The following is a 15,043-nucleotide window of genomic DNA, read 5'->3' as shown; positions in this document are numbered from 1 at the left end:
AACGCTCGACTGGGACACCCCAGCCGAGCGCTTGCGTGATCTACTCACTACCTAGAAACCAGCACGGTGTTGCAACGACCCCTAGAAATCGCCGAGTCTCCGCGGGGCTGTCGTCGTAGGCGGTTTTACAGGTACTGACCCGTGTTCGTGGCCGTGTCGATGGAGCGGCCCGGCTCGGTGCCCTGCTTGCCGGAGATGAGAGTGCGGATGTAGACGATCCGCTCGCCCTTCTTGCCGGAGATGCGGGCCCAGTCGTCCGGGTTCGTGGTGTTCGGGAGGTCTTCGTTCTCCTTGAACTCGTCCACGCACGCCTGCAGCAGGTGCTGCACCCGCAGGCCCTTCTGGTTCTCGTCCAGGTAGGCCTTGATCGCCATCTTCTTGGCCCGGTCGACGATGTTCTGGATCATGGCGCCCGAGTTGAAGTCCTTGAAGTACAGGACCTCCTTGTCACCGTTGGCGTAGGTGACCTCGAGGAACCGGTTCTCGTCGGCCTCGGTGTACATCCGCTCGACCGTGCGCTGGATCATCCCGTTCACGCACTCGGCCTTGTCGCCGCCGAACTCGCTGAGGTCGTCGGTGTGCAGCGGCAGAGTCGTGGTCAGGTACTTCGAGAAGATGTCCCGGGCCGCCTCGGCGTCGGGCCGCTCGATCTTGATCTTCACGTCCAGCCGGCCCGGCCGCAGGATCGCCGGGTCGATCATGTCCTCACGGTTGGAGGCACCGATGACCAGGACGTTCTCGAGGCCCTCGACACCGTCGATCTCGCTCAGCAACTGCGGGACGATGGTGTTCTCCACGTCGGAGGACACGCCGCTGCCACGAGTCCGGAACAGCGAGTCCATCTCGTCGAAGAACACGATCACCGGCATGCCCTCGGAAGCCTTCTCCCGGGCCCTCTGGAAGACCAGGCGGATGTGCCGCTCGGTCTCGCCGACGTACTTGTTCAGCAGCTCGGGACCCTTGATGTTCAGGAAGAACGACTTCTGCCCGTCGACACCGGTCCGCTCGGCGACCTTCTTGGCCAGCGAGTTCGCCACTGCCTTCGCGATCAGGGTCTTGCCGCAGCCCGGCGGGCCGTAGAGCAGGACACCCTTCGGCGGCTTGAGCTCGTGCTCGAGGAACAGGTCCTTGTGCAGGTACGGCAGCTCGACCGCGTCCCGGATCTGCTCGATCTGGCCGGTCAGACCACCGATCTGGGTGTAGTCGATGTCCGGGACCTCTTCGAGGATCAGCTCCTCGACCTCGGACTTCGGGATCTTCTCGTAGACATAACCGGAGCGTGGCTCCAGCAGCAGCGAGTCACCGGCCCGTAAGGGCTGGTCGAGCAGCGGCGAAGCGAGCCGGACGACCCGTTCCTCGTCGGCCTGCGCGATCACCAGTGCCCGCTCGCCGTCGGCCAGCAGCTCCTTCAGCATCACCACGTCGCCGACGACCTCGAAGTCACAGGCCTCGACCACGTTGAGTGCTTCGTTCAGCATCAGTTCCTGGCCGAGCTTCAGCTCGTCCAGGTCGACCGACGGACTGGCCGCCACCCGGAGCTTGCGGCCCCCGGTGAACACGTCCAGCGTGTCGTCGTCATTACGTCCGAGGAAGGTGCCGAATCCGGACGGCGGTTGCGCCAGCCGGTCGACTTCCTCCTTCAGGGCGATGATCTTCTCTCGCGCCTCCCGCAGCGTGTCGGCCAGCCGCTCGTTCTGAGCGGTGACACTCGCCAAGGAGGCCTGGGTTTCGGACAGTCTGCTCTCGAGCGACCGGCTGTCTGCCGGGTGCTCGAGCAGCCGACGTCGCAACGCGGCGACCTCGGCTTCCAGGTACCGGACCTGGTTGCGCAGCTCTGCCGCGGTAGGACTCTCGTCTCCAGCCACGATCATCACCTCACCATGTGGGGCTCGACCCTATGGACCTTACCCAGAAAACCTCGCCGGGCAAGCTGAATCCCATCACGTGTCGGTTGCGGATGAACCTGTTGCCTTCGGCACATCCCCCGACAGTGACCCAGACACCGACCCGGACGTCTCGGCCCCATCTGTCGCACGACGAGGTCCTTGGTAGTCGTCGCCGTACGCACCGGGCGCGGGCCTGCGCTTCTTGCGGGGCGCCTGAACTCCGTGCGCCATCCGCCGGGCCGTCACCAGGAACGCGGTGTGGCCTTGCATGCGATGACCGGGCCGAACCGCGAGGCCCTCTACATGCCAGTCTCGCACGAGTGACTCCCACGCGCGCGGCTCCGTGAACTCGCCGTGTGCCCTCAGCGTCTCCACAAACCGGCTCAGCTGCGTCGTGGTAGCTACATAGGCACAGAACACCCCACCGGGTGAAAGTGCCGCAGCGACGACGTCAACGCATTCCCACGGCGCCAGCATGTCGAGTACGACGCGGTCGACGTTCTGCTCGTTCAGCTTCTCGACCAGGTCGCCGACCTCGAGCCGCCAGGCCGGGTGCTCGGCACCGAAGAAGCCGGTCACGTTCTTGCGGGCGACCTCGGCGAAGTCTTCGCGGCGTTCGAACGAGATGACCTGTCCGTGGATCCCGACCGCTCGCAACAGTGCCGTGGTCAGCGCGCCGGAGCCGGCGCCGGCCTCCACGACCTTCGCGCCCGGGAAGATGTCGGCCATCGTGACGATCTGCGCCGTGTCTTTTGGATAGATGACCGCGGCACCCCGCGGCATCGACACCGAGTAGTCGGCCATCAGCGGCCGCAGGGCCAGGTACTCGACGCCGCCCTTGGAGCGGATCACCACCGCGTCCGGACCGTCGATCAGCTCGTCGTGCGCGATCCCGCCCTTGGTGGTGTGGAAGATCTTCCCGCGCTCCAGGAACACCGAGTGCCGGCGCCCCTTCGAGTCCTGCAGGGTGATCCACTCGCCCTCCTGCAAGGGGCCGTGATGCACCCCGGAGAACGCCCGGTCGGGAAAGTCACGCAAGTCAGCCATAAGGCGCTCACCCTAACTTTCCAGGGCCGCCATCCCCGAATCCCCAACACCCCGCCGCCCAGACGACGCCACCCCGGTGGAGACCACCGCGCCACCATTTCAGGGGCCGGCCCCTGAAATGGTGGGTAGCGGACCCTGAACACAACAGGCGAACCCACAATTTCAGGGGCCGGCCCCTGAAATTCCGTCGGCTACCCGTGAGGTCGGGCCGGGGTTGAGGTGATTCAGCGGTTGCGGAAGGCTCTTTCGATGTCGCCGGTGGCCAGTACGCCGTAGACCGCGCCGGTCGCGTCGAGGACCAGGTACTCGGAGGCGGGGTGCTCGCGGAGTGTCGCGAGGATCTCCTCGCCGGTGTCGTTGACGCCGATGATGTGGCCCGCGCCGATGCGGGTGGCGACCTCGCTCACCGTGGTCCACGGGCGCTGGTTCGGCGCAACCGCGGCGACCGCGGACTCCGACACCAGCGCGTGCGGCTTGCCGTCGCCGTCGATGACCACGACCGCGCCGGCCTGCGACTCACTCGCGAGCCGGACTGCCTCGGAGATCGGCGTACCGGAGTGGACCGCGATCGCGCGACGAGCCATGGTCCGGACCTGTAGCTCGGGCAGCTTGCGCCGGAGCCGTGCCTGCATCAGTGACGAGGTCGAGCCCATCCACAGGAACCAGCCGACCAGGGCCGCGATGATGAAGTCGATGAAGCTCGGCTGCCGGTTCCAGATCTCTTCGATCAGGACGGGCGCCGCCAGCACGATCAGGGCGAGCACCCGGCCGGCCCACGCGGCGACGACCGTGCCGGTGTGCATGTTGCCGGTGATCTTCCACACGATCGCCCGCAGCACCCAGCCACCGTCCAGCGGGAGGCCGGGGAGCAGGTTGGTCACCCCCACGATCAGGTTCGCGATGCCGAGCTCCCAGAGCGCGACGTACCCGACGCCCTCGTCGATGGCGCGCGAGCCGAAGTAGGCCAGGCCGCCGACGACCAGCGACGCGAGCGGGCCGACCACCGAGACCGCAAACTCCTCGAGCGGCGACTTCCGCTCACCCTCGATGTGGGTGCCGGCCGCGAAGAACCCGAGGTTGATCTCGGAGACCGGAATGCCGAAGCGCATCGCCATCAGCGCGTGCGCGAGCTCGTGCACCAGGATCGACAGCGTGAACGCGACGACGAACGCGAACGCGGCCAGGTAGCGCCAGCCGCCGAGGTCCGGGAACTGCTGACCGATGATCGCGGCGAATCCGATCGCCAGCAGCATCGCCACCGGCAGCCAGGTGAAGCGCATGGTCAGCCGGATGCCGCGGATACGACCGAGCACCCAGGTGCCCGGCGGCGGGCCGGCGGGCTGGGCGGGGTTCTGGGGGTCACGCGACTCAGGCATCAGCCCAACGCTACTTGCCTGAGGGTAACGCCGTGCTACTCCCCCACGGTTCTGGGCCGGGGTGTCGAGGTTTTCCACAGGTTGCGGGTGGGGTGTGCACAAAGTGTCCGCGCTTGCGCCTAGGGTTTTGCCATGAGTGTTGCGGCAGAAGTACCGGTGCATGAACATCCGCGAGCGGCGTTGTCGCCGTCGCGGGCGGCGGACTTCATGAGCTGCCCGTTGAAGTATCGCTTCCGCGTCATCGACCGCCTGCCGGAGAAACCGTCACCAGCAGCGGTCCGCGGCACGGTCGTGCATGGCGTGCTCGAGCGGTTGTTCGATCTGCCGCGTGGCCAGCGGACCCTCGAGCACGCCGCGGAGATGCTCGAGCCGCAGTGGCAGCATGTGCTGGAGCTGGAGCCTGAGGTCGCCCAGCTGTTCGCGGAGGACGCGAGCGGCGAGGAGCTGGCCAAGTGGCTCGCCGAGGCGCACCAGCTGTTGCGCAAGTACTTCACCCTCGAAGATCCGAACGCACTCGAGCCGGCCGAGCGCGAGCTGTACGTCGAGACCGAGCTCGAGTCCGGCCTGACCTTGCGCGGGTATGTCGATCGTCTCGACGTCGCGCCGACCGGTGAGATCCGGGTCGTCGACTACAAGACCGGCCGATCACCCTCGGAGTTCTTCGAGGCCAAGGCGCTGTTCCAGATGAAGTTCTACGCCTTGGTGCTCTGGCGACTTCGCGGCGTCGTTCCCGCGATGCTGCAGCTCGTCTACCTCGGGAACGGCGAGATCGTGCGCTACGTCCCCGACGAGGCCGACCTCCGCGCCTGCGAACGCAAGGTCTCGGCCCTCTGGACCGCCATCACCCGCGCCCTCGAGTCCGGCGACTGGCGCCCGAGCCCGGGCCCACTCTGCGACTGGTGCGACCACAAAGCCATCTGCCCGGCCTGGGGCGGCACACCCCCACCACTCCCGTCCCGATCGGTAGAGGAAGTAGCCGCCGAGTCCGCCGGCGTAGACCTCGTCGGCATCGACGGCTGACCCGGTCCGGCGACCTTCGGCCCGCCCGACAGCCTCGGGAGGAACCTTGGGTGGATAGCGTTCGTCGCATGGGCGTGGATGAGGCGGCTGCGGTGCGGGCTGTTCGGGTGTGGAAGCGGTACGGCAGCGGGCCGACGCAGGTCGACGCGCTTGCCGACGTGAGTGCCGACTTCGGGAAGGGCCGGTTCACCGCGATCATGGGCCCCTCGGGGTCCGGGAAGTCGACGCTGCTGCACTGCCTGGCCGGGCTCGACAAGCCGACCGACGGGCAGGTCCTGCTCGGTGACGTCGACCTCACCCGGCTGCCGGAGAAGCGGCTCACGCATCTGCGCCGGGACCGGATCGGATTCGTGTTCCAGGCCTTCAACCTGGTCCCGACCCTGACCGCGCTCGAGAACATCACGCTCCCCGTCGACCTGGCCGGCCGCAAACCCGACCAGGAGTGGCTCACGACCGTCATCGACACGATCGGCCTGGCCGACCGCGTCCGCCACAAACCGTCCGAGCTGTCGGGCGGTCAGCAGCAGCGCGTCGCGTGTGCCCGAGCGTTGGTCTCGCGGCCGGATGTGGTGTTCGCGGACGAGCCGACCGGGAACCTGGACTCGCGGTCGTCGGCCGACGTCCTCGGGTTTCTGCAGCGCTCGGTCCGCGAGTTCGGGCAGACCGTGGTGATGGTGACGCACGACCCGACCGCCGCCGCGTACTCCGACCGCGTCCTGTTCCTGGCCGACGGCCGGATCGAGTCCGAGCTGCTGGAGCCGACGGCCGAGACCGTTCTCGACACCATGAAGAAGCTCGACCCGGCCGTGGCCGGCTGATGTTCAAACTCGGTCTCCGCTCGGTCCTCGCGCACCGGCTCCGGTTTGGGCTCTGCACGGTCGCAGTGCTGCTGGGCATCGCGTTCGCCGCCGGCGCGATGGTCTTCACCGACACGCTGTCCACCGCGCTCAAGAAGAACTTCACCACCAGTACGGCGGACGTCACGGTCACGCCCGTCTCCCCGATCGAGGCGCAGACCAACCGGCCCGTGACCTTCCAGTCCGAGCTCGTCGACCGGGTGGCCGCCGTACCAGGTGTCGCGAGTGCAGCCCCTCAGTTGCTGGTCAGCGACGTACAGATCCTCGGCCTGGACGGAAAGCCGATCGACACGTACGGCCTCACCACCTTCGGCGCCTCCTGGCCACGAGACACGCAGACCGCGCCGTTCAAGCTGCTGGACGGCACCGCGCCCTGGGGTACGACGCAGCTCGCGCTCGACCAGTCGACCGTGAATCGCGCGGGCTACACCATTGGCGATCCAGTCCGGATAGTCACGCCGACGAAGGCCCTTACTGCCACGCTCACCGCGATCACCACGCCAAGTCAGGCGGGAGTGGCAGCCGGAGCCCCGCTGGTCAGCTTCGACGCGATCACGGCGCAGCATCTCCTGCTCGGCAAGACGGGCTGGACGTCCATCAACGTCGCGGTCGCTCCCGAAAGCGATCCAGGCACCGTGACCAAGGCCATCAGTCAGGCCGTCGGCGACTCGGTCAAGGTCCGGACCGCAGCCCAGGTCGCCTCCGACGGCAAGCACGACCTGGACCTGACGTTCGGCGGCTTCAGCACGGTCCTGGCGATCTTCGCGGGCCTCGCACTCTTCGTCGGCACGTTCTTGATCGTGAACACGTTCGCGATGGTGGTCGCGCAGCGATCCCGCGAGCTGGCGATGCTGCGGGCGATCGGCGCGTCCCGCGGCCAGGTCACCGCGACGATCCTGATCGAGGCGCTCGTGATCGGCGCGATCGGGTCGACGCTCGGTCTCCTCGTCGGCATCGGGGTCGCGGCCGGGATCCGGTTCTTCTACCAGCAGCTCGACCTGCAGATCCCGACCACCTCGCTGCAGATCACGGCCGGCACCATCATCACCTGCTATCTGCTCGGGATCGGCGTGACGCTCGCGTCGGCGCTTCCGGCGGCCCGGAGAGCCGGCAAGCTCCCACCCGTCGCCGCGATGCGCGACGACGTCGCGATCCCCGACCGGTCGCTCCGCGTTCGTCTGGTGATCGGCGGCTTCGTCCTGCTGATGGCGCTGCTGCTCTACGCCATCGGTGTCGGCGCCGGAGGACTCCCCGGCGCCGTGCTGATCGGCCTCGGCGCCGGCTTGCTCACGATCGGCATCGTGATGATCAGCCCGGTCATCAGCCGGTACGCCGTTCGCGTCCTGATGCTCCCGTTCGGTCGCAAGGCCCCGGTCACCCTCGGGCGCCGCAACGCCGAGCGGAATCCGCGGCGGACCTCGGCGACGGCGTCGGCGCTGATGATCTCGGTCTCGCTGATCTGCGGCCTGCTCGTGATCGCGGCATCGGCCAAGGCCTCGATCGACAAGGGCATCGCCGACGCCCTCGGCACCTCCGACCTCGTCATCACCTCCGGCGGCCCGGGCGACTTCAGCACGGAGGTCGCCGCTCGGGTCGCGAAGATCTCCGGCGTCGAGTCGGTCCACGAGCTCCGGCAACAGGCCGGGCAGATCAACGAGACGGCGGTCGAGGTCAGCGGCGTCAGCGACGGCACGCTGGACGGGCCGATCGTCACGAAGTTCGACAGCGGGTCGGCGGCCGGACTGGGTGCCGCCACGGCGCTCGTACCCCGGAGTTTGGCGAAGCTCCTCCAGCTGAGCGTCGGCAAGGCGTTCGACCTGACCACGTCCACCGGCAAGCACCGCCTCACCGTCACCGGCATCCTCGCCCCGAACCGGCAGCTCAACACGCTCGTCGTCTCGCTCCCGGCGTACGAGGCGGTCGGCGGCACGGCGAGTGACTCGGTCCTGTACGTCGAAGTTGCCAAGGGCACCGAATCCGGGCCGGTCGGGTCCGCGATCGCCGCGCAGCTGACGGACTATCCGTCGATCCAGGTGCGCGATCAGGCCGCCTACGCGGCGAGCGCGCGGTCCCCCGTCAACCAGATCACCGGCGCGATCGGCATGCTGCTCGCGCTCGCGATCCTGATCGCGATCCTCGGCATCATCAACACGCTGGCGCTCGGCGTGGTCGAGCGGACGCGCGAGATCGGACTGCTCCGGGCCATCGGGATGGATCGTCCGCAGCTGAGCCGGATGCTCCGGGTCGAGTCGATCGCGATCTCGCTGCTCGGTTCGCTGCTCGGACTCGCGATCGGGGTGCTGTTCGCGGCCTCCATCCAGGCCGCGATGGTCGACAACGGCCTCAGTGTCCTCAATGTCCCCGTGCTTCAGTTGGTGATCGCCGTACTGGTCGCCGGCGTCGTCGGCGTACTCGCCGCGGTCTGGCCGTCCCGCCGCGCAGCCCGCCTCGACGTCCTGGGCGCGATCGCCACCGAGTAATCGCCTTCGGTCATCCCCGCCGCGGCGAACATGAGGTAAAGCCACACCGTCGATTCACGGGTAGCCTGCCGGTGTGCCGGGCACTGTGCAGTCGATCGAGCGGGCTGCGGCCGTGCTGCGACTGTTGGCCGCCGCACCCGACGGACTCGGGGTCGCGGATCTCGGGAACGCGCTCGGCCTGGCCAAGCCGACCGTGCACGGGATCCTGCGGACGCTGCATCAGGTCGGCTTCGTCGAACAGGACCACAGTGGCGCGCACTATCACCTGAGCGACGCCTTCGGCCGCCTCGGTGACACGTATCTGGACCCGAACGAGCTACGCAGCCGCGCGATCAACTGGGCCGACTCCCTGGCCTCCCGCAGTGGCGAAGTGGTCCGCGTCGGACGCTTGGTCGAAGCCAAGGTCGAAGTCGTCCACCACGTCTTTCGGCCGGACGACAGCGACCAGGATCTCGACGTCGGTACGACGCTTCCCGCGCACGCGACCGCATTGGGCAAGGCCGTGCTGGCGTTCGACACCAGCGGCGCCGCCCGGCCGCGCAAGCTCGAGGCGTACACAACCCGGACCATCACCGACCCGACCCGGCTGGCCGAGGAGCTCGCCGCGGTCCGCGCTCGCGGCTGGGCCGGCGAGTTCGAGGAACACACGGTCGAGCTGGCGAGCATCGCCGCACCCATTCGCGGGCTGGGCGGCCTGGTCGTCGGAGCCGTCGCAATGGCCGGCCGGGTCGAGCGGATCTGCGACAGCAGGCTGCGGCACCGGACCGACCTGGTCACCATGGTCCGCGCGACCGCCACCGCGATCGGCCGCGACCTCCGGGAGGACAACTGATGGCGCGACCTCATGGCTGAGCAGTACGTCGCTGCCGTCGATCAAGGCACGAACTCGACCCGCTGCATCCTGTTCGACCGGCGCGGGCGGCTGGTGTCGGTAGCGCAACGCGAGCATCGGCAACTGTTTCCGCGACCGGGCTGGGTCGAGCACGACGCCGAGGAGATCTGGCGCAACGTGACCCGCGTCGTGCCCGCCGCGATCCGGCAGATCGGCGCGGAGCCGGCCCAGATCGTTGCCATCGGCATCACCAACCAGCGCGAGACCAGCCTGCTCTGGGACCGGTTCACCGGCCGTCCGATCGGCCACGCGGTGGTCTGGCAGGACACCCGGACCGACCGTCTCGTCACGGACTTGGCCGGCGACGAGGGGCCCGATCGCTTCGCTGATCTGTGCGGCCTGCCGTTGACGACGTACTTCTCGGCGCCGCGGATCAAGTGGATGCTCGACCACACCCCCGGGCTGCGCCAGCGCGCCGAGCGCGGCGAGGTCCTGTTCGGCACGATGGAGAGCTGGCTGATCTGGAACTTCACCGGCGGCGCGGACGGCGGACTCCACGCCACCGACGTGACGAACGCCAGCCGCACGATGCTGATGAACATCGAGACGCTTCAGTGGGACGACACTCTGTTGCAGGCCTTCGACGTACCGCGGGCGATCCTGCCGGAGATCCGGCCGTCGTCCGGGGTGTTCGCCACCGCGACCGAGGTGCTGCCCGGCGTCCGGATCGGGGCCGCGCTCGGCGATCAGCAGGCCGCCCTGTTCGGGCAGACCTGCTTCAGTGCCGGCGAGGCGAAGTGCACGTACGGAACCGGCTCGTTCCTGCTGCTGCACACGGGGAACGAGATCGTACGGTCGAAGCACGGCATGCTCACGACCGTCGCGTACCAGATCGGCGACCAGCCGGCGTCGTACGCGCTGGAGGGGTCGATGGCGGTGACCGGCTCGCTGGTGCAGTGGTTCCGCGACGGGCTCGGGATGATCCACACCGCGGCCGAGATCGAGACGCTGGCCCGGACTGTCGAGGACAACGGCGGCGCCTACATCGTGCCGGCGTTCTCCGGGTTGTTCGCACCGCACTGGCGGAGCGAGGCGCGCGGGGTGATCGCCGGACTCACGGGCTACATCACCAAGGGGCACCTGGCCCGGGCTGTGCTGGAGGCGACCGGGTTCCAGACGCTCGAGGTCGTCGACGCGATGAACGCCGACTCCGGGATCGCGCTCACGGCGCTGAAGGTCGACGGCGGCATGACCGCCAACAATCTCCTGATGCAGTTCCTGGCGGATCTGCTCGACGTACCCGTCGTCCGGCCGATGGTCACGGAGACCGTCTCCCTCGGCGCGGCGTACGCGGCCGGTCTGGCCGTCGGCTACTGGCCCGACCTCGAAGGCCTCCGCAGCAACTGGCACCGCGCCGGCCAATGGCTCCCGCACCTGGATCCGGCCCGTCGCGCCTCCGAATACGCCAACTGGAAAGCCGCCGTCGAACGAACCTTCAACTGGATCCGCCCAGAGGACCAGCCGGTTTAGCAACCCTTTGCGCGACCCCCGAAGAGCGTCAACCGAGATGTTCTCGACAAACGCTTGATACATGGCCTGCCTAGCGTCCTGAGCTCATCACGAACACCTACTCGGGAGGCAGAAGACTCATGTTTTCAGTAGGCAGAATGATCGCCGTCACAGCGCTGGGCGTCAGCACCGCCGGATTCGCCCCGGTCGCGGCTCACGCGGCGCCGCAGGCGAACTTTGTGGTCACGCACATCACGTGTCATCAGCAGGAGGACTTCAACGGCGCGGACGACGCGTATCTGGTCGTGGGTGGGCGAACGATCTACGGGCCGGTGCAGTTCACCAGCGGCGACAGCAAGGACACCGCGACCGCGGCCTTCGGGTCCGGGCAGGTGTTGACGCTGATGGAGGCCGACTGGCCGGATGCCGACGACAACCTCGGGGCGCACCGGATCGACCACGCCGGCGACTACCAGTACACCGACGACGGCGCCCACTACACCGTCACGGTCGCCAACGGCTGAGGTTAGGGCTTCCAGATGTGGACTGGGCGGTCGTAGAGCACGGTGAAGCCGATACGTTCCAGGTTGGCGAGAGAGACGAGTTGTGCTCTCCCGGCGCAGGCTTCCCGGTCTCCGCGGTCGCCCAGCGGCATCCGGCAGCGGAGCCCTGAACCAGGGACCAGATCATCTCCGCCTCGGCACGCTCGACGCGCTCGGTCAGCTCCATGCCCACGACCCTATTGCCGTGGACAACTTGATAATCGGGTCAGGCCGGCGACACGATATCGGGCGCCTCCAGGCGGACCTTGTCGGCCGACTCGTCGTCGGGCTGGTCCTGCGAGTCGCGCTCGGACTGGACCCGCTGCAGGTAGAAGGAGACCTCACGCTCGATGGTCTTCTCGTCCCAGCCCAGGATCGGAGCCACCAGCCGGGCAGCGGCCTCGGCAGCGCCGACTCCGCGGTCCCAGACCTCGATCGAGATCCGTGTCCGGCGGGCGAGGATGTCGTCCAGGTGCCGCGCGCCTTCGGCCTTGGCGCCGTACACGACCTCGGCCTTCAGGTAGTCCTGCGTGCCAGGCAACTGCTCACCGAGCGACGGATCCTCCTCTACCAACGCGAGCACCTCGTCGATCAGAGCGCCGTACCGGTTCAGCAGGTGCTCGATCCGGGCGACGTGCAGGCCGGAGCGCTGCGCGATCAGATGCCGCTGGTTCCACATCGCCTGGTAGCCGTCGGCGCCGACCAGCGGGATGTTCTTGGTGACGCAGCGCGGCACCCGCCCGTCGAGCGCGTTCGCGACCGCGTCGATCGCGTCCTTGGCCATCACCCGGTACGTCGTGTACTTGCCACCGGCAACGACTACGAGTCCGGGCGCGGCGTGCGCGACGACATGCTCGCGGGACAGCTTCGACGTACTCTCCGACTCACCCGCCAGCAGCGGCCGGAGTCCGGCGTACACGCCCTCGACGTCCTCGCGGGTCAGCGGGGTCGTGAGGACGGCGTTCACGTGGTCGAGCAGGTACTCGATGTCCTTGCTCGTCGCGGCCGGGTGGGCCTTGTCCAGGTGCCAGTCGGTGTCCGTCGTACCGATCAGCCAGTGCCGGCCCCACGGGATGATGAACAGCACGGACTTCTCGGTCCGCAGGATCATCCCGGTGCTGGACTGGATCCGGTCCTTCGGGACGACGAGGTGGATGCCCTTCGAGGCGCGGACGTGGTACTGACCACGCTCCCCCACCATCGCCTGGGTGTCGTCGGTCCACACACCGGTCGCGTTCACGACCTGCTTGGCCCGCACCTCGAACTCGCGGCCGCTCTCCAGGTCCTTCGCCTGCACACCGGTGACCCGCTCACCCTGACGCAGGAAGCCGGTGACCTTGACCCGGTTCGCGACATGAGCGCCGTACGACGCTGCCGTGCGCGCGAGCTCCATCGTGTGCCGGGCGTCGTCGACCTGGGCGTCGTAGTACTGCAGTGCGCCGACGAGTGCGGACTTCTTCAGCGACGGCACCAGCCGCATCGCGCCGCGACGGGTGAGGTGCTTGTGCAGCGGCAGCCCGGCCCCGAGCCCCGAGCTGACAGCCATCCCGTCGTACAGCGCGACACCGGCGCCGGCGTAGAACCGCTCCCACCAGCGGTGCTGGAGCGGGTAGAGGAACGGCACCGGCTTGACCAGGTGCGGTGCCAGGCGTTGCAGGAGCAGACCGCGCTCCTGCAACGCCTCGTGCACGAGTCGGAAGTCGAGCATCTCCAGGTAGCGCAGGCCACCGTGGATCAGTTTGCTGGACCGGCTGGAGGTGCCGCTGGCGAAGTCACGCGCCTCCAGCAGTCCGGTGGTGAGACCACGGGTCGCGGCGTCCAGGGCCGAACCGGTCCCGACCACCCCGCCACCGATCACCAGGACGTCCAGTTCCCGCCCGTCGGCCATGGCGTCGATCGCTTCGGCCCTGAATTGCGGTGACAGTGCCACTACGCCCACTGTGCTGTCCTTCCGAGTTCGTTGTAGTACTGCAGGTCAGTCGACGTCGACCCAGTCGAGCGTCCGCTTGACCGCCTTCTGCCAGCCCGCGTACCCCTCGGCACGCTGCTCGTCGGACCACTGCGGCTCCCACCGCTTGTCCTCGTTCCAGTTCTGCACGAGCTCTTCCTTGTTCTTCCAGAACCCGACCGCCAGACCGGCCGCGTAGGCCGCCCCGAGCGCGGTGGTCTCCGCGACGACCGGCTTGCTCACCGGAACGCCGAGGATGTCGGCCTGCATCTGCATGGCCAGCTCGTTCGCCGTCACACCGCCGTCCACCTTCAGCACGTCCAGGGTCACGCCGGAGTCCTTCTCCATCGCGTCCGACACGTCCTTGCTCTGGTAGCAGATCGCTTCCAGTGTCGCGCGCGCCAGGTGGGCGTTGGTGTTGAAGCGCGACAGTCCGACGATCGCACCCCTGGCGTCGGATCGCCAGTACGGCGCGAACAGGCCGGAGAACGCGGGCACGAAGTACACGCCACCGTTGTCCGGGACCGTCCGGGCCAGCGTCTCGATCTCGCTCGCCCCGGAGATGATGCCGAGCTGGTCACGCAGCCACTGCACCGCGGACCCGGTCACCGCGATCGAGCCCTCCAGCGCGTAGACCGGAGCCTCGTCGCCGAACTTGTAGCACATCGTGCTGAGCAGACCGGCCTTCGACCGGACCAGCTCGGTGCCCGTGTTCAGCAGCATGAAGTTGCCGGTGCCGTAGGTGTTCTTCGCCTCGCCCGGGTTGAAGCAGACCTGGCCGACGGTCGCGGCCTGCTGGTCGCCGAGGTCACCGGTCAGCGGTACGACGCCACCCACCGGGCCGTTGACCAGCGTTTCGCCGTACTTGTTCGGGTCCGACGACGGCCGGATCTCCGGCAGCATCTGCCGCGGGATGTTGAAGAAGCTGATCAGCTCGTCGTCCCAGTCGAGGGTCTCGAGGTTCATCAGCATGGTCCGGCTCGCGTTCGTCACGTCGGTGACGTGCACGCCGCCTTCGGTACCGCCGGTGAGGTTCCACAGCAGCCAGGTGTCGGTGTTGCCGAAGACCGCGTCACCGGCCTCGGCGGCCGCGCGGACGCCGTCGACGTTCTCCAGGATCCACTGCACCTTGCCGGCCGAGAAGTACGTCGCCGGCGGCAGGCCCGCCTTCTGCCGGATCACGTCGCCCTTGCCCTCGCGATCCAGCGCGGAGGCGATCCGGTCGGTCCGGGTGTCCTGCCAGACGATCGCGTTGTAGTACGGCCGCCCGGTCTTGCGGTTCCAGACCACCGCGGTCTCGCGCTGGTTGGTGATGCCGAGCGCCGCCAGGTCGCTGGCATGCAGGTTGTTCGCGTTCAGCGCGGTGCGGATCACCGAGCTGGTCCGCTCCCAGATCTCCACCGGGTTGTGCTCGACCCAGCCGGCCTGCGGCAGGATCTGCTCGTGCTCGAGCTGGTGCTTGCCCACCTCGTTGCCGGAGTGGTCGAAGATCATGAACCGGGTGCTCGTGGTTCCCTGGTCCACGGAACCGACGAAGTCAGCCATG

General features: G+C 68.1%; 11 protein-coding genes. 6 read left to right on the top strand and 5 right to left on the bottom strand.

The features are described 5' to 3' along the window. Positions 1-125 precede the first annotated feature (125 nt). The 3 genes from arc to ACWF4Z_RS36980 form a co-directional block, all read right to left on the bottom strand. Positions 126-1,871: a proteasome ATPase gene (gene arc / locus ACWF4Z_RS36990; protein ID WP_452247894.1), complete on the bottom strand. Its 1,746-nt coding sequence runs from the start codon at positions 1,869-1,871 to the stop codon at positions 126-128. Positions 1,872-1,940: 69 nt separating this feature from the next. Then, a complete protein-coding gene (locus tag ACWF4Z_RS36985; protein ID WP_452247893.1) occupies positions 1,941-2,933 on the bottom strand; it encodes a tRNA (adenine-N1)-methyltransferase in 993 nt (330 codons plus the stop codon). Positions 2,934-3,157: 224 nt separating this feature from the next. Continuing rightward, a complete protein-coding gene (locus ACWF4Z_RS36980; RefSeq protein ID WP_452247892.1) occupies positions 3,158-4,309 on the bottom strand; it encodes a site-2 protease family protein in 1,152 nt (383 codons plus the stop codon). A gap of 132 nt (positions 4,310-4,441) precedes the next feature. Between ACWF4Z_RS36980 and ACWF4Z_RS36975 the strand changes: the two genes are divergently transcribed. From ACWF4Z_RS36975 to ACWF4Z_RS36950, 6 genes are all read left to right on the top strand, one after another. After that, positions 4,442-5,329 (top strand): RecB family exonuclease, encoded by an 888-nt coding sequence (locus ACWF4Z_RS36975; RefSeq protein WP_452247891.1) that lies wholly within the window; start codon positions 4,442-4,444, stop codon positions 5,327-5,329. A 68-nt stretch (positions 5,330-5,397) separates the two neighbouring features. Continuing rightward, on the top strand, positions 5,398-6,147 hold the full coding sequence (locus ACWF4Z_RS36970; protein ID WP_452247890.1) for an ABC transporter ATP-binding protein: 750 nt from the start codon (positions 5,398-5,400) through the stop codon (positions 6,145-6,147). Beyond that, entirely contained in the window at positions 6,147-8,666 is a 2,520-nt protein-coding gene (locus ACWF4Z_RS36965) for an ABC transporter permease (RefSeq protein ID WP_452247889.1), read from the top strand. The genes ACWF4Z_RS36970 and ACWF4Z_RS36965 overlap by 1 nt, the downstream gene beginning before the upstream one ends. Positions 8,667-8,739: 73 nt before the next feature. After that, positions 8,740-9,498: an IclR family transcriptional regulator gene (locus ACWF4Z_RS36960; protein WP_452247888.1), complete on the top strand. Its 759-nt coding sequence runs from the start codon at positions 8,740-8,742 to the stop codon at positions 9,496-9,498. Between the two features lie 12 nt (positions 9,499-9,510). Further along, positions 9,511-11,028, top strand: a complete 1,518-nt coding sequence (glpK, locus tag ACWF4Z_RS36955) for a glycerol kinase GlpK (RefSeq protein ID WP_452247887.1) — start codon at positions 9,511-9,513, stop codon at positions 11,026-11,028. Positions 11,029-11,165: 137 nt separating this feature from the next. Then, positions 11,166-11,531, top strand: coding sequence for a hypothetical protein (locus tag ACWF4Z_RS36950; RefSeq protein WP_452247886.1), 366 nt, complete (start codon positions 11,166-11,168; stop codon positions 11,529-11,531). Between the two features lie 244 nt (positions 11,532-11,775). Here ACWF4Z_RS36950 and ACWF4Z_RS36945 read toward each other — a convergent pair whose 3' ends face one another. Then, on the bottom strand, positions 11,776-13,488 hold the full coding sequence (locus ACWF4Z_RS36945) for a glycerol-3-phosphate dehydrogenase/oxidase (RefSeq protein ID WP_452247885.1): 1,713 nt from the start codon (positions 13,486-13,488) through the stop codon (positions 11,776-11,778). Between the two features lie 36 nt (positions 13,489-13,524). Next, complete coding sequence (gene glpK / locus ACWF4Z_RS36940) at positions 13,525-15,042, bottom strand: glycerol kinase GlpK (RefSeq protein WP_452247884.1); 1,518 nt, start codon at positions 15,040-15,042, stop codon at positions 13,525-13,527. Between the last annotated feature and the right edge of the window lies 1 nt (position 15,043).

The organism is Kribbella sp. NPDC055071 (assembly GCF_053608045.1).
This window is presented reverse-complemented; position numbering and strand designations above follow the sequence as displayed.

Coding starts and splice junctions, on each gene's coding strand:
- ACWF4Z_RS36965 (WP_452247889.1), top strand. CDS start 6,147: ATGTTCAAACTCGGTCTCCGCTCGGTCCTCGCGCACCGGCTCCGGTTT.
- arc (WP_452247894.1), bottom strand. CDS start 1,871: ATGATCGTGGCTGGAGACGAGAGTCCTACCGCGGCAGAGCTGCGCAAC.
- glpK (WP_452247884.1), bottom strand. CDS start 15,042: ATGGCTGACTTCGTCGGTTCCGTGGACCAGGGAACCACGAGCACCCGG.
- ACWF4Z_RS36985 (WP_452247893.1), bottom strand. CDS start 2,933: ATGGCTGACTTGCGTGACTTTCCCGACCGGGCGTTCTCCGGGGTGCAT.
- ACWF4Z_RS36970 (WP_452247890.1), top strand. CDS start 5,398: ATGGGCGTGGATGAGGCGGCTGCGGTGCGGGCTGTTCGGGTGTGGAAG.
- glpK (WP_452247887.1), top strand. CDS start 9,511: ATGGCTGAGCAGTACGTCGCTGCCGTCGATCAAGGCACGAACTCGACC.
- ACWF4Z_RS36950 (WP_452247886.1), top strand. CDS start 11,166: ATGATCGCCGTCACAGCGCTGGGCGTCAGCACCGCCGGATTCGCCCCG.
- ACWF4Z_RS36980 (WP_452247892.1), bottom strand. CDS start 4,309: ATGCCTGAGTCGCGTGACCCCCAGAACCCCGCCCAGCCCGCCGGCCCG.
- ACWF4Z_RS36975 (WP_452247891.1), top strand. CDS start 4,442: ATGAGTGTTGCGGCAGAAGTACCGGTGCATGAACATCCGCGAGCGGCG.